Source organism: Streptomyces typhae, assembly GCF_009755605.1.
Classification (GTDB): Bacteria; Actinomycetota; Actinomycetes; order Streptomycetales; family Streptomycetaceae; genus Streptomyces; species Streptomyces typhae.
The window spans coordinates 41,527-68,186 of the sequence record NZ_WPNZ01000028.1 but is presented as its reverse complement, the minus strand read 5'-3'; the positions used below and the strand labels follow the sequence as shown (position 1 = coordinate 68,186).

The window sequence follows — 26,660 nt, the reverse complement described above, 5'->3', positions numbered from 1 at the left end:
CATGCTCGAGGAGGCTCTCGAGCACCTCGTGAAAGGCATCGTCGACAACCCCGACGACGTGCAGGTCGCCTCGCGCAACCTGCGCCGTGGCCGCGTCCTCGAAGTCCGGGTCCACCCGGACGACCTGGGCAAGGTGATCGGCCGCAACGGCCGCACCGCACGCGCGCTGCGCACGGTCGTGGGCGCCATCGGCGGCCGCGGTGTCCGCGTCGACCTCGTCGACGTGGACCAGGTTCGCTGAACCACATGTAGCACCGGCTCGGGCCGGGGAGGGCTCCAGGGCCGTCCCCGGCCCGTAGTCGTATCAACAGGGAGAGACACCACAGTGCAGCTCGTAGTCGCGCGGATCGGCCGCGCCCACGGCATCAAGGGCGAGGTCACCGTCGAGGTGCGCACCGACGAGCCGGAGCTGCGGCTCGGCCCCGGCGCCGTGCTCGCCACCGACCCGGCAGGCACAGGTCCGCTGACCATCGAGACCGGCCGGGTGCACAGCGGCCGGCTGCTCCTGCGCTTCGCGGGCGTACGCGACCGCACGGGCGCCGAGGCGCTGCGCAACACGCTGCTGATCGCCGAGGTCGACCCCGAGGAGCTCCCGGAGGACCCGGACGAGTTCTACGACCACCAGCTGATGGACCTCGACGTCGTCACCATGGACGGCACCGAGGTCGGCCGGATCACCGAGATCTCGCATCTGCCCTCGCAGGACCTGTTCATCGTGGAGCGGCCCGACGGCAGCGAGGTGATGATCCCCTTCGTCGAGGAGATCGTCACCGAGATCGACCTGGAGGAGCAGCGGGCCGTCATCGACCCGCCTCCCGGCCTGATCGACGACGGCGCGGAGATCGCGTCCGCGCGGGAGGCCGCCGAGTCGGCCGAGGGTTCGTCGGCCGCGGCTTCGTCGACCGAGGCTTCGTCGACCGAGGCTTCGTCGGCCCAGGACTCTTCGGGCGCCGCGAAGGGCGACGCCTGATGCGGCTCGACGTCGTCACGATCTTCCCCGAGTACCTCGAACCCCTGAACGTCTCCCTCGTCGGCAAGGCACGCGCGCGTGGCCGCCTCGACGTCCACGTGCACGACCTCAGGGAGTGGACGTACGACCGGCACAACACGGTCGACGACACGCCCTACGGCGGCGGCCCCGGCATGGTCATGAAGACCGAGCCGTGGGGCGACGCCCTCGACACCCTGCTCGCCGACGGCTACGAGACGGGGCACACGAGCCCCGCCCTGGTCGTCCCGACGCCCAGCGGCCGTCCCTTCACCCAGGAACTCGCCGTCGAGCTGTCCGAGCGCCCCTGGCTGGTCTTCACGCCCGCCCGCTACGAAGGCATCGACCGCCGCGTCGTCGACGAGTACGCGACGCGCATGCCGGTCTACGAGGTCTCCATCGGCGACTACGTCCTCGCGGGCGGCGAGGCCGCCGTGCTGGTCGTCACGGAGGCCGTGGCCCGGCTCCTGCCGGGGGTCCTCGGCAACGCCGAGTCCCACCGTGACGACTCCTTCGCCCCCGGAGCCATGGCCAACCTCCTGGAAGGCCCCGTCTACACCAAGCCGCCCGAGTGGCGTGGACGCGACATCCCGGACGTCCTGCTCAGCGGCCATCACGGCAGGATCGCCCGCTGGCGCCGGGACGAGGCGCTGCGCCGCACGACGGCCAACCGGCCCGACCTGATCGAGCGCTGCGACCCCGCGGCCTTCGACAAGAAGGACCGGGAAATGCTCTCGATCCTGGGCTGGGAGCCCGAGCCGGACGGCCGATTTTGGCGCAGGGTGAAGGCCGTGGAAGAATAGACCGCTGCTGTACGTCCAGCGTGCGCCCCTGCCACAGGGGGAGACGACGCCCGCCCGACGCGATCAGCATCCCTTCCGGAAGAGACCGGACTCCTCGGAGCCGCGGTCCTCTTCGAAGAAGGCACCCGAAAACTCATCACGATCACCGCTGATGACCTGTGGCATCAGCGAGGAAGCAGACGATCATGTCTCACCTGCTCGACTCCGTCGACTCCGCGTCGCTGCGCAGCGACATCCCGGCCTTCCGCCCGGGTGACACCGTCAACGTCCACGTCCGCGTCATCGAGGGCAACCGCTCCCGTGTGCAGCAGTTCAAGGGCGTAGTCATCCGCCGCCAGGGCGCCGGTGTCCGCGAGACCTTCACGGTCCGCAAGGTCTCGTTCTCCGTCGGCGTCGAGCGCACCTTCCCGGTGCACACCCCGATCGTCGAGAAGATCGAGCTCGTCACCAAGGGCGACGTCCGTCGCGCCAAGCTGTACTACCTCCGTGACCTGCGCGGCAAGGCCGCGAAGATCAAGGAGAAGCGCGAGAACTGAGCTTGCGCACGGCCCTCGGGCCGAGCTCTCGCGCGGGTCCGCAGCGGGGCCGGATAGCATCTGGCCCCGATGGACACCGAAGCACAGCACACGGAGCGCGACCGCTCCTCCCCCTCCTCCGAGCCCGCACCCGCCACCGCGGACGCGCCGGACACGGAGGGAACGGAGGAGCGGTCACGCTCCGTTTTCGCGTCCGTCGTCGGCCGGCTCCCCGGCGGCCGCTTCACCTTCTCCGCCCTTGTGGGCATGGCCGTCCTGCTCCTGGTAGCCACCTTCGTGGTGCAGCCCTACGCCATCCCCAGCGGCTCCATGGAGCCCGCCCTGCGCCCGGGGGACCGCGTACTCGTCAACAAGTTGGCGTACCGTTTCGGTTCCGGGCCGCAGCGCGGCGACGCGGTCGTCTTCGACGGCAGTGGCTACTTCGGGGACTCCGACTACGTCAAGCGGATCGTGGGCGTGGGCGGCGACCGGGTGGTCTGCTGCGACAAGCGGGGGAGGATCAAGGTGAACGGCGCGCCCGTCGACGAGCCCTTCCTGTTCCCCGGGGACGCCCCGTCGAAGGTGCCGTTCGACGTCGTCGTACCCGGCGGCACCCTCTTCCTGCTCGGCGACCACCGCGGCGACTCCAGCGACTCCCGCGACCACCTCGGCTCTCCCGGCGGCGGCATGGTCCCGAAGGACGCGGTCATCGGCAGGGCCGACTGGATCGCCTGGCCGCTGGGCCGCTGGACCTCTCTGAAGCGTCCCGACGCCTACGCGCGCGTGCCGGCACCAGGCGGCACGCATGGGTAGCCGTGGCCGGACGAAGGCCACGCACAGGACCGACACCCGGCTGCCCACCGGAACCCGGCCGACCGAAGGCCCCGTCCTGCCGGGACGCGCCGAGCGCCGCAAGCTCGCCAGGAAGGTCAAGCGCCGCCGACGCCGCTCCGCGATCAAGGAGATACCTCTCCTGATAGTCGTCGCGCTGCTCATAGCCCTGGTCCTGAAGACCTTCCTGGTGCAGGCCTTCGTGATCCCCTCGGGCTCCATGGAGCAGACCATCCGCGTCGGCGACCGCGTCCTGGTCGACAAGCTCACCCCGTGGTTCGGCAGCAAGCCCGGACGCGGCGACGTCGTCGTCTTCAAGGACCCCGGGAACTGGCTGGAGGAGGAGCGGGGCAAGAAGAAGGCCGACCCTGTCGTGATCAAGCAGGTCAAACAAGGCCTCACCTTCATCGGGCTGCTCCCCTCCGACGACGAGCGCGATCTGATCAAGCGCGTCATCGGCGTCGGCGGTGACACCGTGAAGTGCTGTGACAAGAACGACAAAGTCACCGTCAACGGCAAACCGATCGACGAGCCGTACATCCACCCCGGTGACAAGCCCTCCGCCTTCGCGTTCGAGGTGAAGGTCCCCGAAGGGCGCCTCTTCGTGATGGGCGACCACCGGTCGGACTCCGCCGATTCGCGCTTCCACCGGAACGAAGAGTTCAACGGCACCGTCTCCGAGGACGAGGTGGTGGGCCGCGCACGCGTCATCGCCTGGCCGTTCGGTCACTGGCGCACACTCTAGGGACCCGGTGTCTGCCCGTGCGGGCCCGACGCGCCCGCCGGGTCGGGCACCGTCACAGGAGCGTCGCATAGGGTGGCCCCCGGCGGTGGCAACGGAAATACCGGCCTCCCGACCCCTGCGGAACTCCCGCTCGTTAAGGGAGTGGTGGGCCTGCGTCGCACACGGGGCAGGCAGCGGAACGGACTGAGGAGTGGATGTGGGGGATGTGGCGGTCGGCGCACGATCCGGACACGAGGGGCCCGAGGAGCAGCCAGGGCACTCCGCTGGGCCGGCACCCGCACCCGCGGGGGACGGGATGAGCACCGGTCCGGACACCGCGGCCCCTGGTCCGGCGGCTCCCGGCGCGACCGGCGCCCCGGGGCCGGAAGGGACCGAGCCCCCGCAGCCGGCGAAGGGCAAGAAGCCCAAGTCGTTCTGGAAGGAGCTGCCGCTCCTCATCGGCATCGCGCTCGTCCTCGCCCTGATCATCAAGACCTTCCTGGTCCAGGCGTTCTCCATCCCGTCGGACTCCATGCAGAACACGCTGCAGCAAGGCGACCGGGTCCTGGTCGACAAGCTGACGCCGTGGTTCGGTTCGGAGCCCGAGCGCGGCGAAGTCGTGGTCTTCAAGGACCCCGGCCACTGGCTGGACGGCGAGCCCACCCCCGAGCCGAACGCGGTGCAGCGGGTCCTCGGCTGGATCGGCCTGATGCCGTCCGCCGACGAGAAGGACCTCATCAAGCGCGTCATCGCGGTCGGCGGCGACACGGTGGAGTGCAAGGGCACGGGACCGCTGAAGGTCAACGGCAAGGCGCTGAACGAGAAGAACTACGTCTTCGAGGGCAACACCCCCTGCACGGTCGACGACCAGGGCGGCCAGTTCAAGGTGAAGGTGCCCAAGGGCAAAATCTGGGTCATGGGTGACCACCGGCAGAACTCGCTGGACTCCCGCTACCACCAGAACCAGCCCGGCGGCGGCGCCGTGCCCGTCGACAACGTCGTGGGCCGCGCCTTCGTGATCGCCTGGCCGCCCACCCGCTGGGCGACGCTGCCGGTCCCCGACACCTTCGACCAGCCGGGCATCAGCCAGGCGATGGGCGCCGCACCGGCCGCCCTCGGCCTCGCGGGCGCGGTGCCGATCGTGCTGTGGCGCCGCCGCCGGGCGGCCGCACGGCCGGATTCCGGGCGCGGCTCCAGGGTTTCTGGCGGACGTACCGCCGGGTAGTCTGCCGTCCCAGATCGCCGATCTTCACGGTCTCGTCCTGAACGGCGCGCGTCATCGACGTACGCCGCTCGCATACTCGGTACGAGGGGCCGCGGGGATCGTCTCCGAGCCGGGGGAGCACTGGGATGAGCACGACACGTCGTACGGACGAGGGCCACGGACGGCTCGGCAGCACACTGTCGGGGGTCGCCGTGGCCCTCGGCTGTGTCCTCTTCCTCGGCGGCTTCGTCTGGGGCGCGTTCGTCTACCAGCCCTACACCGTCCCCACGAGCTCGATGAGCCCCACCATCGGCGCGGGCGACCGGGTCCTCGCCCAGCGCATCGACGGCGACGACGTGCGCCGTGGTGACGTCGTCGTCTTCCGGCAGGAGACCTGGGGCGACCTGCCGATGGTCAAGCGTGTCGTCGGCGTCGGCGGCGACAAGGTCGCCTGCTGTACGAACGGCAGGCTGACCGTCAACGGCAAGCAGATCGAGGAACCGTATCTCCCCAAGGGGGAGGACGCCGCGGCGACGGGTCTTCCGGCCACGACCGTGCCCGAGGGGCGGCTGTTCCTGCTCGGTGACGAGCGCAGCGGTTCGATGGACTCCAGCGTGCATCTGGAGGACGCCGACCACGGCACGGTGCCGCGCAGCGCCGTGAAGGCCCGTGTCGACGCCGTGGCCTGGCCGCTCGACGGCATGCTCGACCGCACCACCGCCTTCGACGGGCTGCCCGGCGGGGGCGGGGCGGACCCGGGGCCGCTGCGGCTCCAGGTCACCGCGGTGGTGATGGGCGCGGTGCTGGTCCTCGGCGGGGCCGCGTACGGGCCCATCGCCAGGCGGACCCGGCGGCGGGACCGGCCGGGCGGCGCGGACGCGGGCGGCAGGTCCGGCGGCACCACGGAGGCCGCGGGTGTCGGCTGACGGCGCGGCGGACGACGGGGTTCTGGCGGTGCCTGCCGGCGGTGCGATGGCGGACGACGGGGGCCTGGCGGTGCCTGCCGGCGGTGCGATGGCGGACGACGGGGGACTGGCGGTGCCTGTCGGCGGTGCGATGGCGGGGCGGCCGCTGCGGAAGGTGGCACGGGTCGTGCTCCTGGACGGGCGTGACCGCATTCTGCTGCTGCACGGCCACGAGCCGGGCGACCCGGCGAACGACTGGTGGTTCACGCCGGGCGGCGGCCTGGAGGGCGACGAGACGCGCGAGCAGGCCGCGCTGCGGGAGCTCGCCGAGGAGACGGGAATCACAGAGGTCGAACTCGGGCCCGTCCTGTGGCGCCGGATGTGCTCCTTCCCGTTCGCGGGGCGGCGCTGGGACCAGGACGAGTGGTACTACCTGGCGCGCACCGCGCAGACGGCGACGCGCCCGGTGGGGCTCACCGAGCTGGAGCGGCGCAGCGTCGCCGGAGCGCGCTGGTGGACGTGCCGGGAACTGGCCCGAGCACATGAGACGGTGTATCCGACCAGGCTCGCCGAGTTGCTGCGCAAGCTGCTCGACGAGGGTCCTCCGAGCTCGCCCGAGACCCTCGGCACGGAAATCGTGTAGGGGCCCCCGGGGCTGGCGCACAATAGGGGGACGCACGGCTGAAGGGGAACATGCCATGAGCGCCGAGGACCTCGAGAAGTACGAGACCGAGATGGAGCTGAAGCTCTACCGGGAGTACCGCGACGTCGTCGGGCTGTTCAAGTACGTGATCGAGACCGAACGGCGCTTCTATCTCACCAATGACTACGAGATGCAGGTGCACTCGGTCCAGGGTGAGGTGTTCTTCGAGGTCTCCATGGCCGACGCCTGGGTGTGGGACATGTACCGACCGGCCCGGTTCGTCAAGCAGGTGCGTGTACTCACGTTCAAGGACGTGAATATCGAGGAGCTCAACAAGAGCGATCTGGAGCTGCCGGGCGGCTGAGCCGGGCCTGAGCCGCCGGATGGCTGAGCGGGGCTGGCGCCCCGCCGGGTTTCCGAGCCGCGCTCGGCTGCGGTCGTGTTCCTCGCCCGGGGGACGCGGTCGCGTTCCTCGCTCGGAGGACGCGGTCGTTGTCCCTCGCCCGGGGGACGGAGTTGTCCACAACCCGCGAGTAGTGCACCAAGATCCCACAGCGCGGCGCCACTGTCCGACCGTGAGTGTCGGAGGTGGTGCCGACATGAACGCACAGGGTGCACTCGGCAGGTACGGCGAGGAACTGGCCGCGCGGCGGCTGGCGGAGGCCGGGATGACGGTCCTGGACCGCAACTGGCGCGGCGGCCGCGCGGGCGAGATCGACATCGTCGCCCGCGACGGCGACGCCTTGGTCGTCTGCGAGGTGAAGACCCGCAGGCAGGCCTCGTTCCAGCATCCGATGGCGGCGGTGACGGCCGCCAAGGCCCAACGGCTGCGCGGCCTCGCGGAACGCTGGCTCCAGGAGCACGGCGGAGCACCGCCGGGCGGGGTGCGCATCGATCTGGTGGGCGTCGTCGTGCCCGAGCGGGGCGCCCCCGTGGTGGAGCACGCCCGGGGGGTGGCGTGATGGGGTTCGCGCGCACGTGCTCCGTGGCCCTGGTGGGCGTCGAAGGCGTCGTCGTCGAGGTCCAGGCCGACCTGGAGCCAGGTGTCGCGGCGTTCACGCTGGTGGGGCTGCCCGACAAGAGCCTCACGGAGAGCCGGGACCGGGTCCGGGCCGCGGTGGTCAACTCCGGTGGGGAGTGGCCGCAGAAGAAGCTCACGGTAGGGCTGAGCCCCGCATCCGTGCCGAAGGGAGGCAGCGGCTTCGACCTGGCCGTGGCCTGCGCCGTCCTCGGGGCGGCGGAGCGGATCGACCCCCGTGTCCTGGCCGACGTCGTGATGATCGGCGAACTGGGGCTCGACGGCCGGGTGCGGCCGGTGCGGGGCGTGCTGCCCGCTGTCCTCGCGGCGGCGGACGCGGGCTATGAACAGGTGGTCGTCCCGGAGTGCACGGCGGCGGAGGCCGCGCTGGTGCCCGGGGTCTCCGTCCTCGGAGTGCGCAGCCTCCGTCAGCTGATCGCCGTCCTCACCGACGAGCCCGTCCCCGACGAGTCCCCCGACGACTCCGGGCGCCCGGACCCCCTGATGGCGGGCCTGAACCTGCCCGGCGCGGCGTTCGGCAGCGGCATCGCCGGTTTCGGCGCCGCCGCCCACGACCAGCGGCACGACTTCGCGGACGTGGTCGGCCAGGTGTCCGCGCGGACGGCGATGGAGGTCGCCGCCGCCGGCGGGCACCACGTGTTTTTGCAGGGCCCGCCGGGCGCGGGCAAGACCATGCTCGCCGAGCGGATGCCGACCATCATGCCCCGCCTCTCCCGGGCGGAGTCCCTGGAGGTCACCGCCGTCCACTCGGTCGCGGGCATCCTGCCGCCGGGCAAGCCGCTGGTGGACGTCCCCCCGTTCTGCGCGCCGCACCACTCGGCGACCATGCAGTCGCTGGTGGGCGGCGGCAAGGGGATCGCCCGTCCTGGTGCGGTCTCCCTCGCCCACCGCGGAGTGCTCTTCATCGACGAGGCGCCGGAGTTCGGCAGCCATGCCCTGGACGCCCTGCGCCAGCCGCTGGAGTCGGGGTACGTCGTGATCGCCCGCAGCGCCGGAGTGGTGCGGCTGCCCTCGCAGTTCCTGATGCTCCTCGCCGCGAACCCCTGCCCGTGCGGCCGCTTCAGCGTGGTCGGTGACCACTGCGACTGCTCGCCCAACAGCATCCGCCGCTATCAGTCCCGGCTCTCCGGGCCCCTTCTGGACCGGGTCGACCTGCGGGTGGAGGTGGAGCCGGTCACCCGCTCCGAACTGACGGCCGACGGGGCGCGCGGCGAGTCCACACAGGTCGTGGCCGACCGGGTGCGCGCCGCCCGCGAGCGCGCGGTCACCCGTCTCACGGACACACCATGGCGCACCAACAGCGAGGTGCCGGGCCACGAGCTGCGGAGCCGGTGGCAGGCGGTCCCCGGCGCCATGGCCGAGGCCGAACACAGCCTGGAGCGTGGCGTCCTCACCGCACGCGGCCTCGACCGTGTGCTGCGGGTGGCGTGGACCGTGGCGGACCTGACGGGCCACGACCGCCCCGACGCCGGGGATGTGGCCCTCGCCCTGCAACTGCGCACGGGGGTGCCGCGCGGGGTGCCGATGGTGGTGGGGGTGCGGCCGTGAGGGAGAGGGACGAGTACGGCAGTGCGCTCGGCGGTGGAGGCGGGCTTGGGGCTGGGCTCGGGGGCGACCCCGGGTGCGAGGGCGGTGCCCCGGTCCCGTCCCCTCCTGGCGACGAGGAGCGGCTGGCCCGTGCCGCGCTGACCCGCGTGCTGGAGCCGGGGGACGCCGTGGGCGGGCGGTGGCTGCGGGAGTGGGGGGCCGTCGAGGTGCTGCGGCGGCTGGTCGAGGGGGATGCCGAGACGGACGCCGAGAGGGACGTCGAGACGGACGACGAGGGGGACATCGAGGGAAAGCGGGAGGGCGCGTGGGCTGAGAGCGATGTGGGGGGTGTGTGGGGCGACGGGGCCTCAGGGGCTGTAGGAGCCGTAGGGCGGATAGGGCGGCTAGAAGGGATAGAGGCTGAGGACGGGAGGGAGGCGGGTGCCGGGGGAGTGGGCAGAGGCAGGGGCAAGGGCGGGGCGAAAGGTGCGGGGCGTGGTGGGCGGCTGCCGGGGGTTTCGGCGCAGCGGTGGGCGGGGCTGAGGGCGCGGGCCGGGCGGCTGCGGGTGGAGCGGGACCTGGAGACGGCCGCGGCGGCCGGGGCGCGGTTCGTGGCGCCCGGGGACACCGAGTGGCCCGCGCAGCTGGACGACCTGGGGGACGCGCGGCCCGTGGGCCTGTGGGTGCGGGGCAGGCCGTCCCTGCGGATGTGGGCGCTGCGGTCGGTGGCGGTCGTGGGGGCGCGTGCCTGCACGGACTACGGGGCGCACATGGCGGCGGACCTGGGCGCGGGACTTGCCGAGCGCGGGTGGGTCGTGGTGTCCGGTGGCGCGTACGGCGTGGACGGCGGCGCGCACCGTGGTGCTCTCGGCGCGGGCGGCGCCACGGTGGCGGTCCTTGCGTGCGGGGTGGACCGGCCCTACCCCCGGGGGCACGCACAACTGATCGGGCGGATCGCTGAACAGGGACTTGTCGTGGGGGAGTTGCCGCCGGGCGATCACCCGACGCCGAGCAGATTCATCCTCAGGAACAGGGTGATCGCCGCGCTCACCCGGGGCACGGTCGTCGTGGAGGCCGCCCACCGCAGCGGCGCGCTGGTCACCGCCCGCTGTGCACAGGACCTCGGGAGGTACACGATGGGAGTACCCGGCCCGGCCACCAGCGGCCTCTCGGCCGGGGTGCACGAACTGCTGCGCGGGGACGCGGTGCTGGTGAGCGATGCCGCCGAAGTCGTGGAGCTGGTGGGGGACATGGGGGACGTGGCGCCCCGGCGGTGCGGTCCGGTCGTGCCGCGTGACCTGCTCGAACCTGGAGCGGCGGAGGTGCTGGCGGCGCTGCCCGCGCGAGGGAGCGCGGCGGTGCGGGACATCGCGCTGAGCGCGGGGACCAGCGCGGACGACGCGGTCGTCCGGCTGTACGAACTTCGCTCACTCGGGTTCGTCGAACGACAGGGCGACGGCTGGCAGTTGACACGCCAGACACTTCCCTCGGTCTTTCGGGACGGGGGTGGGCGGTGACGGTGCGTGTTGCGCCGGACGGATGACACGCCGAAGCCCTTGGGAAAAAGAGGAGTTGACGCGCCCGGACGATCACACAGAGCGACGGCGGATCGTCCCGAGGGCGTCAAGCGGAACGTATCTGCGTACGCGCGATCCCATACTCTTCGCACACTGCGACGCAGCAGTCACGCTACGCTCACAACGAATCCGGTGCAGACAGGCAATCAGACGGACAACCTCATTCACATCACGCAAAATCACCACAGCACCGGGTTCCGATAACTTTCCCATGTTCACGGCAGAACGGCTCAAGGCGACGCATGCCCCAGCACACGTCAGGGTCCGACCGGGCGGCGGTCCCCCCAGCCGCCCGAAGCGGCGAGCGGGAGCGGCCACCCGCTCCCACGTCGCTTGACGAGCTGTGGCGGTCGTACAAGACGACGGGCGACGGACGGCTGCGCGAGCAGCTGATTCTGCACTACTCGCCGCTGGTGAAGTATGTGGCGGGGCGGGTGAGCGTGGGCCTGCCGCCCAATGTCGAGCAGGCGGACTTCGTCTCCTCCGGGGTCTTCGGGCTCATCGACGCGATCGAGAAGTTCGACATCGAGCGGTCGATCAAGTTCGAGACCTACGCGATCACGCGGATCCGGGGCGCGATGATCGACGAGCTGCGGGCGCTGGACTGGATCCCGAGGTCCGTGCGGCAGAAGGCGCGGAACGTGGAGCGGGCCTACGCCACCCTGGAGGCACGGCTGCGGCGCACTCCCTCCGAGGGGGAGGTGGCCGCGGAGATGGGTATCGCCGTGGAGGAACTGCACGCGGTATTCAGCCAGTTGTCCCTGGCGAACGTCGTCGCCCTGGAGGAGCTGCTGCACGTCGGCAGCGAGGGCGACCGGCTGAGCCTGATGGACACCCTCGAGGACACCGCGGCCGACAACCCCGTCGAGGTCGCCGAGGACCGTGAGCTGCGGCGACTCCTCGCGCGGGCCATCAACACGCTGCCCGAACGCGAGAAGACCGTCGTCACGCTGTACTACTACGAGGGGCTCACGCTCGCCGAGATCGGCAATGTGCTCGGTGTCACGGAGAGCCGGGTGAGTCAGATCCACACCAAATCGGTGCTGCAGTTGCGGGCGAAGTTGGCCAGTTTCGGGCGGTGAGCGGTGGGCGGTGAGCGGTGGGCCGGGGCGGGGCTGGTGTTCGGCTCGGTCGGGGAGCGGACCGCGTGCGCCCGTGCGCCGGTACACCCGCTGACGGGAGGAGTCCCCGCTTGGCGGACTCCCGTGGTGGGCGCCGCGTCCGTAAAGTGGGAGGGTGCCAAGGATTCGAGCGGCCTCTGTGGCCGAGCACCGGTCGATGCAGCGCGGCGCCCTGCTGGACGCAGCGCGGTCCCTGCTGTCCGAAGGCGGTACGGAGGCGTTGACCTTCCCGGCGCTCGCCGAGCGCACGGGGCTCGCGCGCTCGTCCGTCTACGAGTACTTCCGTTCGCGTGCGGCCGTCGTCGAAGAGCTCTGCGAGGTGGACTTCCCCGTCTGGGCGGCGGAGGTCTCCGCGGCGATGGAGGCGGCGGAGTCGCCGGAGAAGCAGGTCGAGGCGTATGTGCGGCGGCAGCTCGCGCTCGTCGGGGACCGACGGCACCGGGCCGTGGTGGCGATCTCGGCCAGTGAGCTGGACGCGGGGGCCCGGGAGAAGATCCGGGCGGCGCACGGCGGGCTCGTGGCCATGATCGTGGAGGCGCTCGGCGCGCTGGGGCATCAGGAGCCGCGGATGGCCGCGATGCTGCTGCAGGGGATCGTGGACGCCGCCGTGCGGCGGATCGAGCTCGGCGTGGCCGAGGAGCCCGAGGCGATCACCGAAGCGGCCGTGGCCATGGCGCTGCGGGGCGTGCGGGGCTAGGGCCTGTGCCAGGAGGGGCGCTTTCCCTGGCGTCGGCGTTCGGGGGGGCCGGAACCGGGGTGCTGTGCCCACCCGTGCAGCCTTGCGGTACGAATGCCCACAGCGCGGCGGCCGTGCGGTCGTACGCGACAGGCGCAGCCGGGGCTGCGGGTGCGGTCGTGTCGGGGGCAGCGGTGTGCGCGAGCGTGTCCCGGCGAGAGGTGTCAGGCGGTCACCGGCAGCAGGCGGGGTGGGGTCCCGCCCAGTAGGTGTGGGGGCAGCAGGGTCAGGGGGTCGAGGTAGGTGTGCCGGCGCAGGAGGCCCCAGTGCAGGCATGCCGTGGGGCAGTGGAAGCGGGCCGCCGGTTCGAGTGTGCCGAGGGGCTCGCCCGTCGCCACGCGGTCACCCTCGGTGACCGTGGCCCGCACCGGCTCGTAGGTCGTACGCAGGGGCGGGTCCCCCGTCCGCGACAGCTCCACCGAGACCACCCCGCGCCCCGCCACCCGCCCCGCGAAGGACACCCGGCCCGCGGCCGCCGCGCGGACCGGTGACCCGGGAGGCGCTGCCAGGTCCACACCCCGGTGCCCCGCCCCGTACCCCGTCGCCGGCGGCTCCCACCCCCGTACCACCCATGGACGCGCCCCCACGGGCCATGCGCCCCCGACGACCGGAACCGCACCGGTCGCACCGACCACACCCGAAGCATCGGGTGCGGCGACCGCACCGGGCGCACCAGAGGCATCGGGTGCGGCGGCCGCACCGGGTGCACCGCGGGCGTCGGGCACGGGCTCCGCAGCACCCCCGCGCGACCCCACCCCCGCCGCCCCCACGGCCACACAGCCCAGAGCCAGGGCCAGGGCCATGACCAGGACCAAAGCCAGGACCACGGCCCTCCACAGCGTCACCCACGCCATACCGCCGGCACCGGCACGCAGCACGCTCTGCACCTGGGGAACTCGAAGAACTCGAAGAACTCTAAGCACGCGAAAATCCCGTTCACACGTCATGCGAGAACGCTCCCGCCCCCCGGCCCCCTCGCGGGGATCATGGCCGGGAACTGTGGACTACCAGCCGGTTGTGGACAGCGGCGTCACCCGGCACCTCGCGGGTCCCGTACACTTCATGTGGCGATCCGGGTCACCGGGTCGACTTCGCACGCCCCGACATCGGGCTTTCGCAGCCGACGGTGTCAGCGCCTTTCGGTCCCGTACGCGAGTACGTGGCACGGCGCGTGCCGGGCGTCAGGACACAACCGAGAAAACTCAAGGAGTACGGCCATGGCCGTCGTCACGATGCGGGAGCTGCTGGAAAGCGGCGTCCACTTCGGTCACCAGACCCGCCGTTGGAACCCGAAGATGAAGCGCTTCATCTTCACGGAGCGCAACGGCATCTACATCATCGACCTTCTCCAGTCGCTGTCGTACATCGACCGCGCCTACGAGTTCGTCAAGGAGACCGTCGCCCACGGCGGCACGGTCATGTTCGTCGGCACGAAGAAGCAGGCGCAGGAGGCCATCGCCGAGCAGGCCACCCGCGTCGGCATGCCCTACGTGAACCAGCGCTGGCTGGGCGGCATGCTCACCAACTTCTCGACCGTCTACAAGCGTCTGCAGCGCCTCAAGGAGCTCGAGCAGATCGACTTCGAGGACGTCGCCGCTTCGGGTCTCACCAAGAAGGAGCTTCTCGTGCTCTCGCGCGAGAAGGCCAAGCTGGAGAAGACCCTCGGTGGTATCCGCGAGATGCAGAAGGTGCCCAGCGCCGTCTGGATCGTGGACACCAAGAAGGAGCACATCGCGGTCGGCGAGGCCCGGAAGCTCAACATCCCGGTCGTCGCCATCCTCGACACCAACTGCGACCCCGACGAGGTCGACTACAAGATCCCGGGCAACGACGACGCGATCCGCTCCGTCACCCTGCTCACCCGCGTGATCGCCGACGCCGTCGCCGAGGGCCTCATCGCCCGTTCCGGCGTCGCCACCGGTGACTCGAAGCCGGGCGAGAAGGCCCAGGGCGAGCCGCTGGCCGAGTGGGAGCGCGACCTGCTCGAGGGCGAGAAGAAGGCCGACGGCGACGCCGCCGAGGCCCCGAAGGCCGACGAGAAGCCGGCCGCCGCCGCCGAGGCTCCGGCCGAGGCCCCGGCCGCCGAGGAGGCCCCGGCCGCCGAGGCTCCGGCCGCGGAGACCGAGCAGGCCTGATTTCGGCACCGGCCGCGCGACCGGGCGGCCACACCGCCCGCGTCGGGCGGCGGCTGTCCGAGCACCGGCTGCTGACGGCGGGGGAGCGCGCCACGAGCGCGGCCCCCGCCGTTCACCCGTAGATCTTCGACTTCGAGAAAGATTTTCGAGAATCATGGCGAACTACACCGCCGCTGACGTCAAGAAGCTCCGTGAGCTCACGGGCGCCGGCATGATGGACTGCAAGAAGGCGCTCGACGAGGCCGACGGCAACGTCGACAAGGCCGTCGAGGCCCTGCGCATCAAGGGCCAGAAGGGCGTCGCCAAGCGTGAGGGCCGCTCCGCCGAGAACGGCGCCGTGGTCTCCCTGATCGCTGACGACAACTCCACCGGCGTCATCGTCGAGCTCAAGTGCGAGACGGACTTCGTCGCCAAGGGCGAGAAGTTCCAGTCGGTCGCAGGCGCGCTCGCCGCGCACGTCGCCAAGAGCAACCCGGCCGACCTCGAGGCGCTGCTCGCCTCCGAGATCGAGGCCGGCAAGACGGTCCAGGCGTACGTCGACGAGGCCAACGCCAACCTCGGCGAGAAGATCGTCCTGGACCGCTTCGCGCAGTTCAGCGACGGCTACGTCTTCGCGTACATGCACCGCACGATGCCCGACCTGCCCCCGCAGATCGGTGTCCTCGTCGAGCTCGACAAGGCCGACGCCGCGGTCGCCAAGGGCGTCGCCCAGCACATCGCCGCCTTCGCGCCGAAGTACCTCGCCAAGGAGGACGTGCCGGCCGAGGTCGTCGAGGCCGAGCGTCGCGTCGCCGAGGAGACCACCCGCGCCGAGGGCAAGCCCGAGGCCGCCCTGCCGAAGATCGTCGAGGGTCGCCTCAACGGCTTCTTCAAGGACGCCACCCTCCTGGGCCAGCCCTACGCCCTCGACAACAAGAAGTCCGTCGAGAAGGTCCTCCAGGAGGCCGGTGTCACCCTGAAGCGCTTCGCGCGCATCAAGGTCGGCATCTGAGTCCGTACCACGATCTGCGGTGGAGCCCGCTAGGGTCTACCGCGGTCGCCCGCGTACGCGCAGCGGCGTACGCGACGGGCGTGACGCCGCATGCGAGGGACCCGGACCCCGGGCCCGCGCACGCGGCGGACGACCGCAAGATCTGACGAGGAGGCCATTGCCGCGCATGGGATGAACACCACCCCACCGGCAATGGCCTCTTCGTATGTGCACCACAAGGAGAACTCCATGACCAAGGCCGACACCAAGAGTGACGACGGCAAAGTAGCCGGGCGCTTCCTGCTGAAGCTGTCCGGCGAGGCGTTCGCCGGAGGCGGCGGCCTCGGCGTCGACCCCGATGTGGTGCACAAGATCGCCCGCGAGATCGCGGCCGTCGTGCGGGACGGTGCGCAGATCGCCGTCGTCATCGGCGGCGGCAACTTCTTCCGCGGCGCCGAACTGCAGCAGCGCGGCATGGACCGGGCCCGCTCCGACTACATGGGCATGCTCGGCACGGTCATGAACTGCCTGGCGCTCCAGGACTTCCTGGAGAAGGAAGGCATCGACTGCCGCGTGCAGACCGCCATCACCATGGGGCAGGTCGCCGAGCCGTACATCCCGCTGCGCGCCGTGCGCCACCTGGAGAAGGGCCGCGTCGTTATCTTCGGCGCGGGCATGGGCATGCCGTACTTCTCCACCGACACCACCGCGGCCCAGCGCGCCCTGGAGATCGACGCGGAAGCCCTGCTCATGGGCAAGAACGGCGTCGACGGCGTCTACGACTCCGACCCCAAGACCAACCCGGACGCGGTGAAGTTCGACTCCCTCGGGTACGGCGAGGTCATCACCCGCGACCTGAAGGTCGCCGATGCCACCGCCGTCACCCTGTGCCGGGACAACAAGCTCCCCATCCTCGTCTTCGAACTGCTCGCCGAGGGCAATATCGCGCGGGCCGTCAAGGGTGAGAAGATCGGCACGACCGTGGGCGACCAGGACTCCCGGGCCTGAGCCGAGTACGTCCCTCCAGGGGCCGTCGTCCGAGTCGGACGGCCCTGGCGAGGGGATGGACAAAGGCCTGCCGGTCGGACACCGTGCAGGAAAGAGACGCGACGCAGCCGGCCGATCCCTGGAAGCCGGGCCTACTCAAGACACGCAGGAGCAAGTGGTGATCGAAGAGACCCTCCTCGAGGCCGAGGAGAAGATGGAGAAGGCCGTCGTGGTCGCCAAGGAGGACTTCGCCGCGATCCGTACGGGCCGTGCCCACCCGGCGATGTTCAACAAGATCGTGGCCGACTACTACGGCGCGCTGACGCCGATCAACCAGCTGGCCTCGTTCTCCGTACCGGAACCGCGCATGGCCGTGGTGACCCCGTTCGACAAGACGGCGCTGCGCAACATCGAGCAGGCGATCCGCGACTCGGACCTCGGCGTCAACCCGAGCAACGACGGGAACATCATCCGGGTGACGTTCCCCGAGCTCACCGAGGAGCGCCGCCGCGACTACATCAAGGTCGCCAAGGGCAAGGCCGAGGACTCGAAGGTGTCGATCCGCTCGGTCCGCCGCAAGGCCAAGGACACCCTCGACAAGGCCATCAAGGACGGCGACATCGGCGAGGACGAGGGCCGTCGCGCGGAGAAGGAGCTCGACGACCTCACCTCCAAGTACGTCGCCCAGGTGGACGAGCTGCTGAAGCACAAGGAAGCCGAGCTGCTCGAGGTCTGATCGAGCCCACTCGACGACTGATCGAGTCCGCTCGACGTCCGCTCTAGGTCTGAGGAATCCGAATTCCGTGAACGACACTTCCTGGGGGGCGCCGCCCAGAGCCGGGTACTGGGGGGCGCCCGACCAGGGACCGGTCCAGGGTGCTGCCCCGGCGGGTCCCGCATACGATGCGCAGGACGCCCTGACTCCGTCGGGGACTCAGCCCATGCCCATCGTGCCCGACGTAGCCGCGAGCGGAGACCAGGACGGCGACCGGGGGGCTGCTCGGCCGAGCGGCCCCCCGTTTCGCGACGGGACGCCGCCCGTGCCGTCCGCGTACCCCGCGCAGAAGCCGCAGGAGCCCATGACCGGCGCACCACAGCCCGCCCCAGCCCCGCAGAGGAAGAGCGCGGGCCGTGACCTCGGGGCGGCCATAGGCGTGGGCGTGGGACTCGGGGCGGTGATCATCGCGTCGCTCTTCATCCAGAAGGCCGTCTTCGTCGGCGTCATAGCGGTCGCCGTGGTGGTCGGTCTCTGGGAGCTCACCTCCCGCCTGGAGGAGCGCAAGGGCATCAAGGCGCCGCTCGTGCCGCTCGCGGTGGGCGGTGCCGCGATGGTCGTCGCGGGCTATGTCCGCGGCCCCGAGGGCGCCTGGGTCGCGATGGCGCTGACCGCCCTCGCGGTCCTCGTCTGGCGGATGACCGAGCCGCCCGAGGGCTATCTGAAGGACGTCACGGCGGGTGTCTTCGCCGCCTTCTACGTGCCCTTCCTCGCGACCTTCGTCGCACTGATGCTCACCGCGGACGACGGCCCCCGCCGTGTGCTCACCTTCCTGCTCCTGACGGTGGTCAGCGACACCGGGGCGTACGCGATCGGCTGGCGCTTCGGCAGGCACAAGCTCGCGCCGCGCATCAGCCCCGGCAAGACCCGCGAGGGACTGCTCGGCGCGGTCGCCTTCGCGATGGCGGCGGGCGCGCTGTGCATGCAATACCTCATCGATGACGGCAAGTGGTGGCAGGGCCTGCTGCTCGGCCTCGCGGTGGCGGCGACCGCGACGCTCGGCGACCTCGGCGAGTCGATGATCAAGCGGGACCTCGGCATCAAGGACATGGGCACGCTGCTCCCCGGCCACGGCGGCATCATGGACCGCCTCGACTCCCTGCTGCCGACCGCTCCCGTGGTGTGGCTGCTGCTCGTGGCGTTCGTGGGCTCCGGCTGACCCGTCGGCCGCGGCCGACGGGTCAGCCGGCCGGGCCGCCCACGGGCGGGCTCGCGGCCACCGGAACGGAGCAGGCCGCCGGATCTGCGACACTGGTGAGGCCATGCCTAAGCCCGGAGAACTCACTTTCGTCGCCCCCCGCGGAGCCAAGAAGCCGCCGCGGCACCTCGCCGACCTCTCGCCCGCCGAGCGGAAGGAAGCCGTCGCCGCCGTCGGCGAGAAGCCGTTCCGCGCCAAGCAGCTGTCGCAGCACTACTTCGCGCGGTACGCCCACGACCCCGAGCAGTGGACGGACATTCCGGCCGGCGCGCGGGGCAAGCTCCAGGAGGCGCTGCTCCCGGAGCTGATGTCGGTCGTCAGGCACATCAGCTGCGACGACGACACGACCCGTAAGACCCTGTGGCGGCTGTTCGACGGCACGCTGGTGGAGTCGGTCCTCATGCGGTATCCGGACCGGGTCACGATGTGCATCAGCTCCCAGGCGGGCTGCGGCATGAACTGCCCGTTCTGCGCCACGGGCCAGGCGGGCCTCGACCGGAACCTGTCGACCGCCGAGATCGTGCACCAGATCGTCGACGGCATGCGGGCCCTCAGGGACGGCGAGATCCCGGGCGGCCCCGCCCGGCTCTCGAACATCGTCTTCATGGGCATGGGCGAGCCGCTCGCGAACTACAACCGCGTGGTGGGCGCGATCCGCCGCCTCACCGACCCCGAGCCCGACGGCGTGGGCCTCTCCCAGCGCGGCATCACGGTGTCCACGGTCGGCCTGGTGCCCGCGATCCACCGGTTCGCGGACGAGGGCTTCAAGTGCCGCCTCGCCATCTCGCTGCACGCTCCGGACGACGAGCTGCGCGACACCCTCGTCCCGGTCAACACGCGCTGGCGGGTGCGCGAGGTCATGGACGCCGGCTGGGCGTACGCGGACCGCTCGGGCCGCCGGCTCTCCATCGAGTACGCGCTGATCCGTGACATCAACGACCAGGCCTGGCGCGGTGACCGGCTCGGGCGGCTGCTCAAGGGCAAGCCGGTGCATGTGAACCTGATCCCGCTGAACCCCACGCCCGGCTCGAAGTGGACCGCGTCCCGTCCCGAGGACGAGAAGGCCTTCGTCGAGGCCATCGCCGCGCACGGGGTGCCGGTCACCATCCGCGACACCCGCGGCCAGGAGATCGACGGCGCCTGCGGACAGCTCGCGGCGGCCGAAAGGTAATGCTCCCGCGGCCGGGGGGTACCCTGGCGGGCGTACTGACATCTTCATATTCCGACAGGGGAGCGCCACAGCGCTGAGAGTGCGGTATCGGCCGCAGACCCTCTGAACCTCGCCCAGGTCATTCTGGGTAGGAAGTTCGGTCATCACTCAAGCTGTTGCGCCCTGCCCGGGGCGCCGAGGACTCCGGTCCGCGGCGCCCCGGGCAGGGCCGCGTCTCTTCCTGGTCACTCCAGGAGGAATGTTTCCGTGAGCACCATCAAGAAGGCCTCGCTGACGGCACTCGCCGTGGGCGTCGGGCTCGTCGCGGTCACCGCGTGCGGCTCCGGGGGCGGCGACAAGGCCGACTCCAAGTCCGTGACCCTGGTGACGCACGACTCCTTCAACGTCTCCAAGGGCGTCCTGAAGGACTTCGAGAAGGCGTCCGGCTACAAGGTCCGTGTCCTTGAGGACGGCGACGCCGGGCAGGCCGTGAACAAGGCGATCCTGTCCAAGGGCAACCCGCAGGGCGACGTCTTCTTCGGCGTCGACAACACGCTGCTCTCCCGCGCGCTCGACAACGGGGTCTTCGAGCCGTACGAGGCCAAGGGCCTGGACCAGGTCGCGTCGCAGTACCGGCTCGCGGGCGGCGAGAAGGGCGTCACGCCCGTCGACTCCGGCGACATCTGCGTGAACTACGACAAGAAGTACTTCGCCGACAAGAAGCTCGCGCCGCCGAAGTCCTTCGACGACCTGGTGAAGCCGCAGTACAAAAACCTCCTCGTCACCGAGAACGCCTCGACCTCCTCGCCCGGCCTCGGCTTCGTGCTCGGCACCGCCGCGAAGTACGGCGACGACGGCTGGCAGAACTACTGGAAGAAGCTGAAGGCCAACGGTGTCAAGGTCGTCGACGGCTGGGAGCAGGCCTACAACGAGGAGTTCTCGGGGTCGGCCGGAGGCAAGAAGGCCAAGGGCGACCGGCCGCTCGTCGTCTCCTACGCCTCGTCGCCGCCCGTCGAGGTGCTGTACGCCGAGCCGCAGCCCGAGGAGGCGCCGACCGGTGTCGCCACCGGCACCTGCTTCCGGCAGATCGAGTACGCGGGGCTGCTGAAGGGCGCCAAGAACGAGAAGGGCGGCAAGGCGCTCCTCGACTTCATGATCAGCAAGAAGTTCCAGGACGACATGCCGCTCCAGATGTTCGTGAACCCGGTGCGGGAGGCCGCGCGGACGCCCGATCTCTTCCGGAAGTTCGGCGTGCGCGTCGACAAGCCGGAGACGATGGCGCCGAAGAAGATCGCCGACAAGCGTGAGCAGTGGGTCAAGGCGTGGACCTCGCTCGTTCTGAAGTAGCCGAGTCCGCCGGCAAGGCCGACGCCCCCCGTGCCCGGCGCGGGGGGCCAGGCCGCTCCGACCGGCGCGGAAGCGCGGCGCGGCTCGCCCTGATGGCGCTGCCCGTCGCGTTCTTCGCCGTCTTCTTCGCCGTGCCGGTCGCCGCGATCGTCGCGCGCGGCCTGAAGGCCGACGGGAGCTGGCGGTTCGGGCGGATCGGCGAGGTGCTCGGGCAGTCCGGCATCCAGCAGGTCCTGTGGTTCACCACCTGGCAGGCGCTCGCCTCGACGGGGCTCACGCTGCTGATCGCGCTCCCCGGCGCCTATGTCTTCGCGCGCTTCGACTTCCGGGGAAAACAGGTGCTGCGGGCGGTCGTCACCGTGCCGTTCGTGCTGCCGACCGTCGTCGTCGGCACCGCCTTCCTCGCCCTAGTGGGGCGCGGCGGCCTCCTCGACGAGCTGTGGGGCGTACGCCTGGACACCACGGTCTGGGCGATCCTCCTCGCGCACGTCTTCTTCAACTACGCGGTCGTCGTCCGCACCGTCGGCGGGCTCTGGTCGCAGCTCGACCCGCGGCAGGAGGAGGCCGCGCGGATGCTCGGCGCCTCCCGCCTCCGGGCCTGGCGGACGGTGACGCTGCCCGCGCTCGCGCCCGCCGTGGCGGCGGCCGCGCTGATGGTGTTCCTGTTCACGTTCACGTCGTTCGGCGCCGTGCAGATCCTCGGCGGACCCGCGTACTCGACGCTCGAAGTCGAGATCTACCGGCAGACGGCGCAGCTCCTCGACCTGCCGACGGCCGCGGTGCTCACGATCGTGCAGTTCGCGGCGGTCGGCGCGGTCCTCGCGGTGCACGCGTGGACGGTGCGCCGGCGCGAGAGCGCGCTCAAGCTCGTCGACGCGGCGGCGGCGGTACGGCGACCGCGCGGCGCCGGACAGTGGAGCCTGCTCGGCTTCGTGCTCCTGACGGTGGCGCTGCTCGTCCTGCTGCCGCTCGGCGTCCTGGTGCAGCGCTCCTTCGACGGGCCCGACGGCTACGGCTTCCTGTACTACGAGACGCTGCGGTCGGCCGACGGCGGTGCCTTCCTCGTCCCGGCCGTCGACGCGATCGGGAACTCTCTGCGGTACGCGGTCGTCGCCACCGCCATCGCGCTGGTGATCGGCGGGCTCGCGGCGGCCGCCCTCACCCGGCGTGCGGGGCGGCTCGTGCGCGGGTTCGACGTGCTCCTGATGCTGCCGCTCGGGGTGTCCGCGGTGACCGTCGGCTTCGGCTTCCTGATCACCCTGGACGAGCCGCCGCTCGACCTCAGGTCCTCCTGGATCCTGGTCCCGCTGGCGCAGGCCCTGGTCGGTGTGCCCTTCGTCGTCCGCACGATGCTGCCCGTCCTGCGCGCCGTGGACGGGCGGCTGCGGGAGGCCGCGGCCGTGCTCGGCGCCTCGCCCTGGCGGGCCTGGCGCGAGGTCGACCTGCCGCTGGTGCGCCGTGCCCTGCTCATCGCGGCGGGCTTCGCCTTCGCGGTGTCGCTCGGCGAGTTCGGGGCGACGGTCTTCATCGCCCGTCCCGACAACCCGACGCTTCCGGTCGCCGTGGCCCGGCTGCTCGGCCGGGCCGGGGACCTCAACTACGGGCAGGCGATGGCCCTGTCGACGATTCTGATGGTGGTGTGCGCGGTGGCGCTCTTGCTCCTGGAACGGCTGCGTACGGAACGTACGACGGGAGAGTTCTGATGAGTGCCGGGCGAAGCGCTCCGCAGGCCGCCGGGGAGCAGTCGAATGGGGCGGCACTGCTGCGCCTCGACGACGTGACGGTGCGGTTCGGGTCCCGGGCCGCCCTCGACGGCGTCGGGCTCGACGTCGCCGAGCACGAGATCGTGTGTGTGCTCGGGCCGAGCGGCAGCGGCAAGTCGACGCTGCTGCGGGCCGTGGCCGGGCTCCAGGGGCTCGACGCCGGGCGCGTCGTGCTCGGCGGCAGGGACCAGGGCGGGGTGCCCGCGCACAAGCGGGGCGTCGGCCTGATGTTCCAGGACCATCAGCTGTTCCCGCAGCGCGACGTGGCGGGCAACGTCGCCTTCGGGCTGCGGATGCACGGCGCGCCCCGGGCCGAGCAGGCCCTGCGGGTCGCGGAACTCCTCGACCTGGTCGGGCTGCCGGGGGCGCAGAAGCGGCCCGTGTCGTCGCTGTCGGGTGGCGAGCAGCAGCGGGTGGCGCTTGCCCGCGCCCTCGCGCCCCGGCCCCGCCTGCTGATGCTCGACGAGCCGCTCGGCCAGCTCGACCGCTCGCTGCGGGAGCGCCTGGTCGTGGAACTGCGGGAACTCTTCGGCGAGTTGGGTACTACGGTGCTCGCGGTCACGCACGACCAGGGCGAGGCGTTCGCGCTCGCGGACCGGGTCGTGGTGATGCGGGAGGGGCGGATCGCCCAGTCCGGTACGCCCCTTGAGGTGTGGCGGGACCCGGTGGACGAGTTCGTGGCGCGCTTCCTCGGCTTCGACAACGTCGTCGACGCGACGGTCACCGGCGAGGTCGCGGACACGGTGTGGGGCAAGGTCCCCGTGCCGGAGGGGACCCGCCAGGGGGCGTGCAGGCTGCTCGTACGGCCCGCCGGCGTGCGGCTCGTGGGGGTGGAGGAGGGGCTCGCGTGTGCGGTGGCGGCGCGTACGTTCCGGGGCACGCATGTCGCCGTGCAGCTGGAGCCCCCGGGCGGACCGAGGCTCGAAGCGGCGTGCGCGCTGCGGGACGCGCCCGCTGTGGGGGAGACGGTGGGGGTCGTCTTCGACTCGGGTGACGTGGTGGTGCTCGGCTGAGAGGCCGAGGGGTCGCGCACGGGTCGCGTACGGGTCCCGTACGGGTCCCGTACCGGCGGAAATCCGGCTGCCGGGGTGCGGGCGGTCGATCTATCGTTCCGCCATGACGAGACTCGGATACGACAGGTACCGCGAGGAAGTCGCCTCCCAACTGGCGCTCTTCCGCGCGACGCTGACCGGCGCGGACCTGACGGCGACCGTGCCCACCTGCCCCGACTGGACCGTCGGGCAGCTCGCCCGGCACACGGGCGGCGCGGTGCGCTGGGTCGAGGCGCATGTGCGGACGCGGGCGACGCAGCATGTGCCCGAGGCGGACGTACCGGGCTTCGTGGGACCCGGCGACGACGACCCCACCGGGCTCGACGCCTGGCTCGCCGAGTCGGCGGACCTCATCGACACGGCCCTCGCGGGCGCCTCCGGCGAGACCGCCGTGTGGACGTGGGGGGCCGAGCACACCGCCGGGTTCTGGGCGCGGCGGATGACGCACGAGGTCGCCGTGCACCGGGCGGACGCCGCGATCGCCGCGGGCGTCGAGTACGTGGTGGATCCCGAGGTGGCCGCCGACGCGATCGACGAGTGGCTGGAGATCGTGCAGTACGTGCAGCGGAACGACTTGGCGGACAACGCGCGGGAGTTGCGTGGGGGTGGACGCAGCATCCACCTGCACGCGGTGGGGGCGCCTTCCGCGTTGGACGCGGAGTGGCTGGTGGAGCTTGCCGAGGAGGGGGTGGTGTGGCGGCGGGGGCACGAGAAGGCCGATGTCGCCCTTCGAGGAGCGCTCACGGAGGTCCTGCTCGCCTTCTATCGGAGGCGGGGGTTGGACTCCGGGCGGGTCGAGGTGCTCGGGGACCGGGGGTTGCTGGAGTTCTGGCTGGAGCGGGCCTCCTTCGGCTGAGGTTCGCCGTCGACCGTCCCGCCGTCGTGGGCTGTGCCCACCCGTTCCGCCCCTGGCGGACCAGTTGCCCACAGCGCGCAGCGGGAGCGGGACGGCTGGCCCCCGCCGCAGGGAACGAGGCCGTTAGGGCTTGCGGGACAAGTAGGACAGTGCCGTCGGGGCTTCGGCCACGTCCGCCACCAACGCGATGCGCGCGTCCATCGGGCGGTCGGTGGCGAGGGCCTTCAGGAGGGGCCAGGCCGGGAGGTGGTGGGTCCAGTGGTGGGTGTCGACGAGGACCATGGGGGCCGGGCCGCCGCGGGACTCGTAGTAGTTGGGGGTCGCGTTGTCGAAGATCTCCTGGACGGTGCCCGCGGCACCCGGCAGGAAGACGACGCCCGCGGTGGACCGGGCGAGGAGACCGTCCTCGCGGGTGGCGTTGGCGAAGTACTTGGCCAGGTGCGAGGCGAAGGCGTTCGGCGGCTCGTGGCCGTAGAACCAGGTGGGGATGCCCACGGACTCGCCCCCGGAGGGCCAGCGCTCCCGCACGGCGAAGGCCGCCCGCGCCCACTCCGTCACCGACGGGGTGAACGACGGCGCCTTGGCGAGGAGCACAAGCGCCTCGTCCAGCATCGCGTCGTCGTACCCGGCGGCGTACGCCCCGAGGTTCGCTGCCTCCATGGCGCCGGGGCCGCCCCCGGTGGCCACCGTGAAGCCGTCCCGTGCGAGCTGCCGCCCGAGCCGCGCGGCGCCCGCGTACTCCTCCGTGCCGCGGGCCATCGCGTGTCCGCCCATGACACCCACCACCCGTGCGCCGACGAGGAGTTCGTCGAGCGCGTCGGAGACGGAGTCGTCGTGCACGGCCCGCAGCATCGAGGCGAAGACGTCCCCGTCGGCCTTGGTCTCCTGGAACCAGGTGTACGCGCGGGCGTCCGGCGTCACCTCGTACCCGCCGTCGGCCAGGCCCGCGAACAGGTCGTCGGGCGTGTAGAGGAGCGCGCGGTAGGGGTCGAACGGCAGGCCCGGCACGGGCGGGAAGACCAGTGCCCCGCCGGCCCGCACATGGGCGGCGGCCTCCTCCGTCATGGGGCAGCCGAGGAACACGGCGTCCGCCGTGTCGGCGCCCAGCAGGGCGGCCGTACGGTCCGTCAGGTCGACGGCCTGGACGCGGAGTCCGGCGAGCGAGCCGCGTACCGCCATGACCTCGTCGAATGCGGCGAGGGTCTCGATCTCGCGGTCGCCGGTCCGCGGGGCGGATGCTTCGGAAGGCAGCATCCGCCCATGCTAAGCACCCCGTGTCGAGGCGTTCGACTCAGCCCTCGACCTGCGACGGGTCCATCCAGATGATCTCCCAGGTGTGGCCGTCCAGGTCGTCGAAGGCACGGCCGTACATGAAGCCGTAGTCCTGGACCTTGCCCGCCGTGCCACCCGCCGCGACGGCCTTGTCGACCAGCTCGTCCACCGCGGTGCGGCTCTCGGCGCTCAGGCCGAGCAGCGCCTCGCTGGTCTTGGTGGCGTCCGCGATCTCCTTGGTGGTGAACTGCTGGTAGTGCGACGTGCTGAGCATCATCGCGACGATCGTGTCGCTGATCGTCACACAGGCACAGTCCTCCGTCGAGAACTGCTCGTTGATCGAGTAGCCCAGCTCGGTGAAGAACTTCCGCGAAGCGGCGACATCGTTCACGGCCAGGTTCACGAAGATCATCTGCTGGTACATGTGCGTCTCCCGTGGGTGTTCCGCGTGGGGTGCGTGTGTCTCGCGTAAGCGCGTGTGTGCGTCTTACGGAGGATTAGACGTCCCCCCGGCGCGGAACTCATCGCCTTCGGCGAAAATT

General features: G+C 71.4%; 27 protein-coding genes and 1 pseudogene. 25 read left to right on the top strand and 3 right to left on the bottom strand.

From position 1 onward, the window contains the following. The first annotated feature begins 1 nt into the window (after position 1). From GPA10_RS35595 to GPA10_RS35525, 15 genes and pseudogenes are all read left to right on the top strand, one after another. Entirely contained in the window at positions 2-241 is a 240-nt protein-coding gene (locus GPA10_RS35595) for an RNA-binding protein (RefSeq protein ID WP_014176063.1), read from the top strand. Between the two features lie 84 nt (positions 242-325). After that, complete coding sequence (gene rimM, locus GPA10_RS35590) at positions 326-970, top strand: ribosome maturation factor RimM (RefSeq protein WP_343041683.1); 645 nt, start codon at positions 326-328, stop codon at positions 968-970. Next, a complete protein-coding gene (gene trmD, locus GPA10_RS35585) occupies positions 970-1,791 on the top strand; it encodes a tRNA (guanosine(37)-N1)-methyltransferase TrmD (RefSeq protein WP_157169054.1) in 822 nt (273 codons plus the stop codon). The genes rimM and trmD overlap by 1 nt, the downstream gene beginning before the upstream one ends. Positions 1,792-1,976: 185 nt before the next feature. Then, positions 1,977-2,327: a 50S ribosomal protein L19 gene (rplS, locus tag GPA10_RS35580; protein WP_016638799.1), complete on the top strand. Its 351-nt coding sequence runs from the start codon at positions 1,977-1,979 to the stop codon at positions 2,325-2,327. A gap of 69 nt (positions 2,328-2,396) precedes the next feature. After that, positions 2,397-3,119: a signal peptidase I gene (lepB, locus tag GPA10_RS35575; protein WP_157169053.1), complete on the top strand. Its 723-nt coding sequence runs from the start codon at positions 2,397-2,399 to the stop codon at positions 3,117-3,119. Then, positions 3,112-4,188 (top strand): annotated as a pseudogene (gene lepB / locus GPA10_RS35570) (signal peptidase I); the annotation flags it as partial. The gene lepB (GPA10_RS35575) and the pseudogene lepB (GPA10_RS35570), both read left to right, overlap by 8 nt. Continuing rightward, complete coding sequence (lepB, locus tag GPA10_RS35565) at positions 4,079-5,086, top strand: signal peptidase I (RefSeq protein WP_343041682.1); 1,008 nt, start codon at positions 4,079-4,081, stop codon at positions 5,084-5,086. The pseudogene lepB (GPA10_RS35570) and the gene lepB (GPA10_RS35565), both read left to right, overlap by 110 nt. Before the next feature lie 125 nt (positions 5,087-5,211). Next, positions 5,212-5,991 (top strand): signal peptidase I, encoded by a 780-nt coding sequence (gene lepB / locus GPA10_RS35560; RefSeq protein ID WP_157169051.1) that lies wholly within the window; start codon positions 5,212-5,214, stop codon positions 5,989-5,991. 88 nt (positions 5,992-6,079) lie between these two features. Next, a complete protein-coding gene (locus tag GPA10_RS35555; RefSeq protein WP_157169086.1) occupies positions 6,080-6,613 on the top strand; it encodes an NUDIX hydrolase in 534 nt (177 codons plus the stop codon). Between the two features lie 55 nt (positions 6,614-6,668). Next, entirely contained in the window at positions 6,669-6,977 is a 309-nt protein-coding gene (locus GPA10_RS35550; RefSeq protein ID WP_003965949.1) for a DUF2469 domain-containing protein, read from the top strand. 235 nt (positions 6,978-7,212) lie between these two features. Then, complete coding sequence (locus GPA10_RS35545; protein WP_058847450.1) at positions 7,213-7,575, top strand: YraN family protein; 363 nt, start codon at positions 7,213-7,215, stop codon at positions 7,573-7,575. Continuing rightward, complete coding sequence (locus tag GPA10_RS35540) at positions 7,575-9,200, top strand: YifB family Mg chelatase-like AAA ATPase (protein ID WP_157169050.1); 1,626 nt, start codon at positions 7,575-7,577, stop codon at positions 9,198-9,200. The genes GPA10_RS35545 and GPA10_RS35540 overlap by 1 nt, the downstream gene beginning before the upstream one ends. 122 nt (positions 9,201-9,322) lie before the next feature. Then, on the top strand, positions 9,323-10,696 hold the full coding sequence (gene dprA, locus GPA10_RS35535; protein ID WP_246260370.1) for a DNA-processing protein DprA: 1,374 nt from the start codon (positions 9,323-9,325) through the stop codon (positions 10,694-10,696). A gap of 302 nt (positions 10,697-10,998) precedes the next feature. After that, positions 10,999-11,838 (top strand): RNA polymerase sigma factor WhiG, encoded by an 840-nt coding sequence (whiG, locus tag GPA10_RS35530; RefSeq protein ID WP_058847448.1) that lies wholly within the window; start codon positions 10,999-11,001, stop codon positions 11,836-11,838. Between the two features lie 178 nt (positions 11,839-12,016). Beyond that, positions 12,017-12,574: a TetR/AcrR family transcriptional regulator gene (locus GPA10_RS35525; protein ID WP_058847447.1), complete on the top strand. Its 558-nt coding sequence runs from the start codon at positions 12,017-12,019 to the stop codon at positions 12,572-12,574. Positions 12,575-12,777: 203 nt separating this feature from the next. Here GPA10_RS35525 and GPA10_RS35520 read toward each other — a convergent pair whose 3' ends face one another. Beyond that, positions 12,778-13,416 (bottom strand): murein hydrolase activator EnvC family protein, encoded by a 639-nt coding sequence (locus tag GPA10_RS35520; protein WP_425505878.1) that lies wholly within the window; start codon positions 13,414-13,416, stop codon positions 12,778-12,780. Between the two features lie 414 nt (positions 13,417-13,830). On the opposite strand from GPA10_RS35520, the gene rpsB reads away from it, so the two are divergent. The 10 genes from rpsB (at position 13,831) to GPA10_RS35470 (ending at position 24,846) form a co-directional block, all read left to right on the top strand. Next, complete coding sequence (rpsB, locus tag GPA10_RS35515; protein ID WP_157169049.1) at positions 13,831-14,748, top strand: 30S ribosomal protein S2; 918 nt, start codon at positions 13,831-13,833, stop codon at positions 14,746-14,748. Between the two features lie 154 nt (positions 14,749-14,902). Then, entirely contained in the window at positions 14,903-15,739 is an 837-nt protein-coding gene (gene tsf / locus GPA10_RS35510; protein ID WP_058847445.1) for a translation elongation factor Ts, read from the top strand. A gap of 228 nt (positions 15,740-15,967) precedes the next feature. Then, a complete protein-coding gene (gene pyrH / locus GPA10_RS35505; RefSeq protein WP_058847526.1) occupies positions 15,968-16,726 on the top strand; it encodes a UMP kinase in 759 nt (252 codons plus the stop codon). Between the two features lie 157 nt (positions 16,727-16,883). Further along, a complete protein-coding gene (frr, locus tag GPA10_RS35500) occupies positions 16,884-17,441 on the top strand; it encodes a ribosome recycling factor (protein WP_058847525.1) in 558 nt (185 codons plus the stop codon). A 67-nt stretch (positions 17,442-17,508) separates the two neighbouring features. Next, positions 17,509-18,639 carry a phosphatidate cytidylyltransferase gene (locus GPA10_RS35495; protein WP_079086234.1) on the top strand — a complete coding sequence of 377 codons (1,131 nt, stop codon included), beginning with the start codon at positions 17,509-17,511 and terminating at the stop codon, positions 18,637-18,639. Between the two features lie 103 nt (positions 18,640-18,742). Next, complete coding sequence (gene rlmN, locus GPA10_RS35490; protein WP_058847444.1) at positions 18,743-19,849, top strand: dual-specificity RNA methyltransferase RlmN; 1,107 nt, start codon at positions 18,743-18,745, stop codon at positions 19,847-19,849. A 246-nt stretch (positions 19,850-20,095) separates the two neighbouring features. Continuing rightward, the gene (locus GPA10_RS35485) at positions 20,096-21,175 is read left to right on the top strand and encodes a thiamine ABC transporter substrate-binding protein (RefSeq protein ID WP_343041681.1); all 1,080 of its coding nucleotides are present in this window, start codon (positions 20,096-20,098) and stop codon (positions 21,173-21,175) included. After that, positions 21,151-22,878 (top strand): ABC transporter permease, encoded by a 1,728-nt coding sequence (locus GPA10_RS35480; protein WP_425505876.1) that lies wholly within the window; start codon positions 21,151-21,153, stop codon positions 22,876-22,878. The genes GPA10_RS35485 and GPA10_RS35480 overlap by 25 nt, the downstream gene beginning before the upstream one ends. After that, entirely contained in the window at positions 22,878-23,951 is a 1,074-nt protein-coding gene (locus GPA10_RS35475; RefSeq protein ID WP_157169048.1) for an ABC transporter ATP-binding protein, read from the top strand. Before GPA10_RS35480 ends, GPA10_RS35475 begins: the two co-directional genes overlap by 1 nt. Before the next feature lie 103 nt (positions 23,952-24,054). Beyond that, positions 24,055-24,846: a maleylpyruvate isomerase family mycothiol-dependent enzyme gene (locus GPA10_RS35470; protein ID WP_157169047.1), complete on the top strand. Its 792-nt coding sequence runs from the start codon at positions 24,055-24,057 to the stop codon at positions 24,844-24,846. A 123-nt stretch (positions 24,847-24,969) separates the two neighbouring features. Here the strand turns inward: GPA10_RS35470 and GPA10_RS35465 are convergent, their stop codons facing one another. Together GPA10_RS35465 and GPA10_RS35460 are read right to left on the bottom strand one after the other, a co-directional pair. Beyond that, the gene (locus GPA10_RS35465; protein ID WP_157169046.1) at positions 24,970-26,100 is read right to left on the bottom strand and encodes an LOG family protein; all 1,131 of its coding nucleotides are present in this window, start codon (positions 26,098-26,100) and stop codon (positions 24,970-24,972) included. Positions 26,101-26,137: 37 nt separating this feature from the next. Beyond that, a complete protein-coding gene (locus GPA10_RS35460) occupies positions 26,138-26,542 on the bottom strand; it encodes a VOC family protein (protein WP_157169045.1) in 405 nt (134 codons plus the stop codon). Positions 26,543-26,660: the final 118 nt, after the last annotated feature.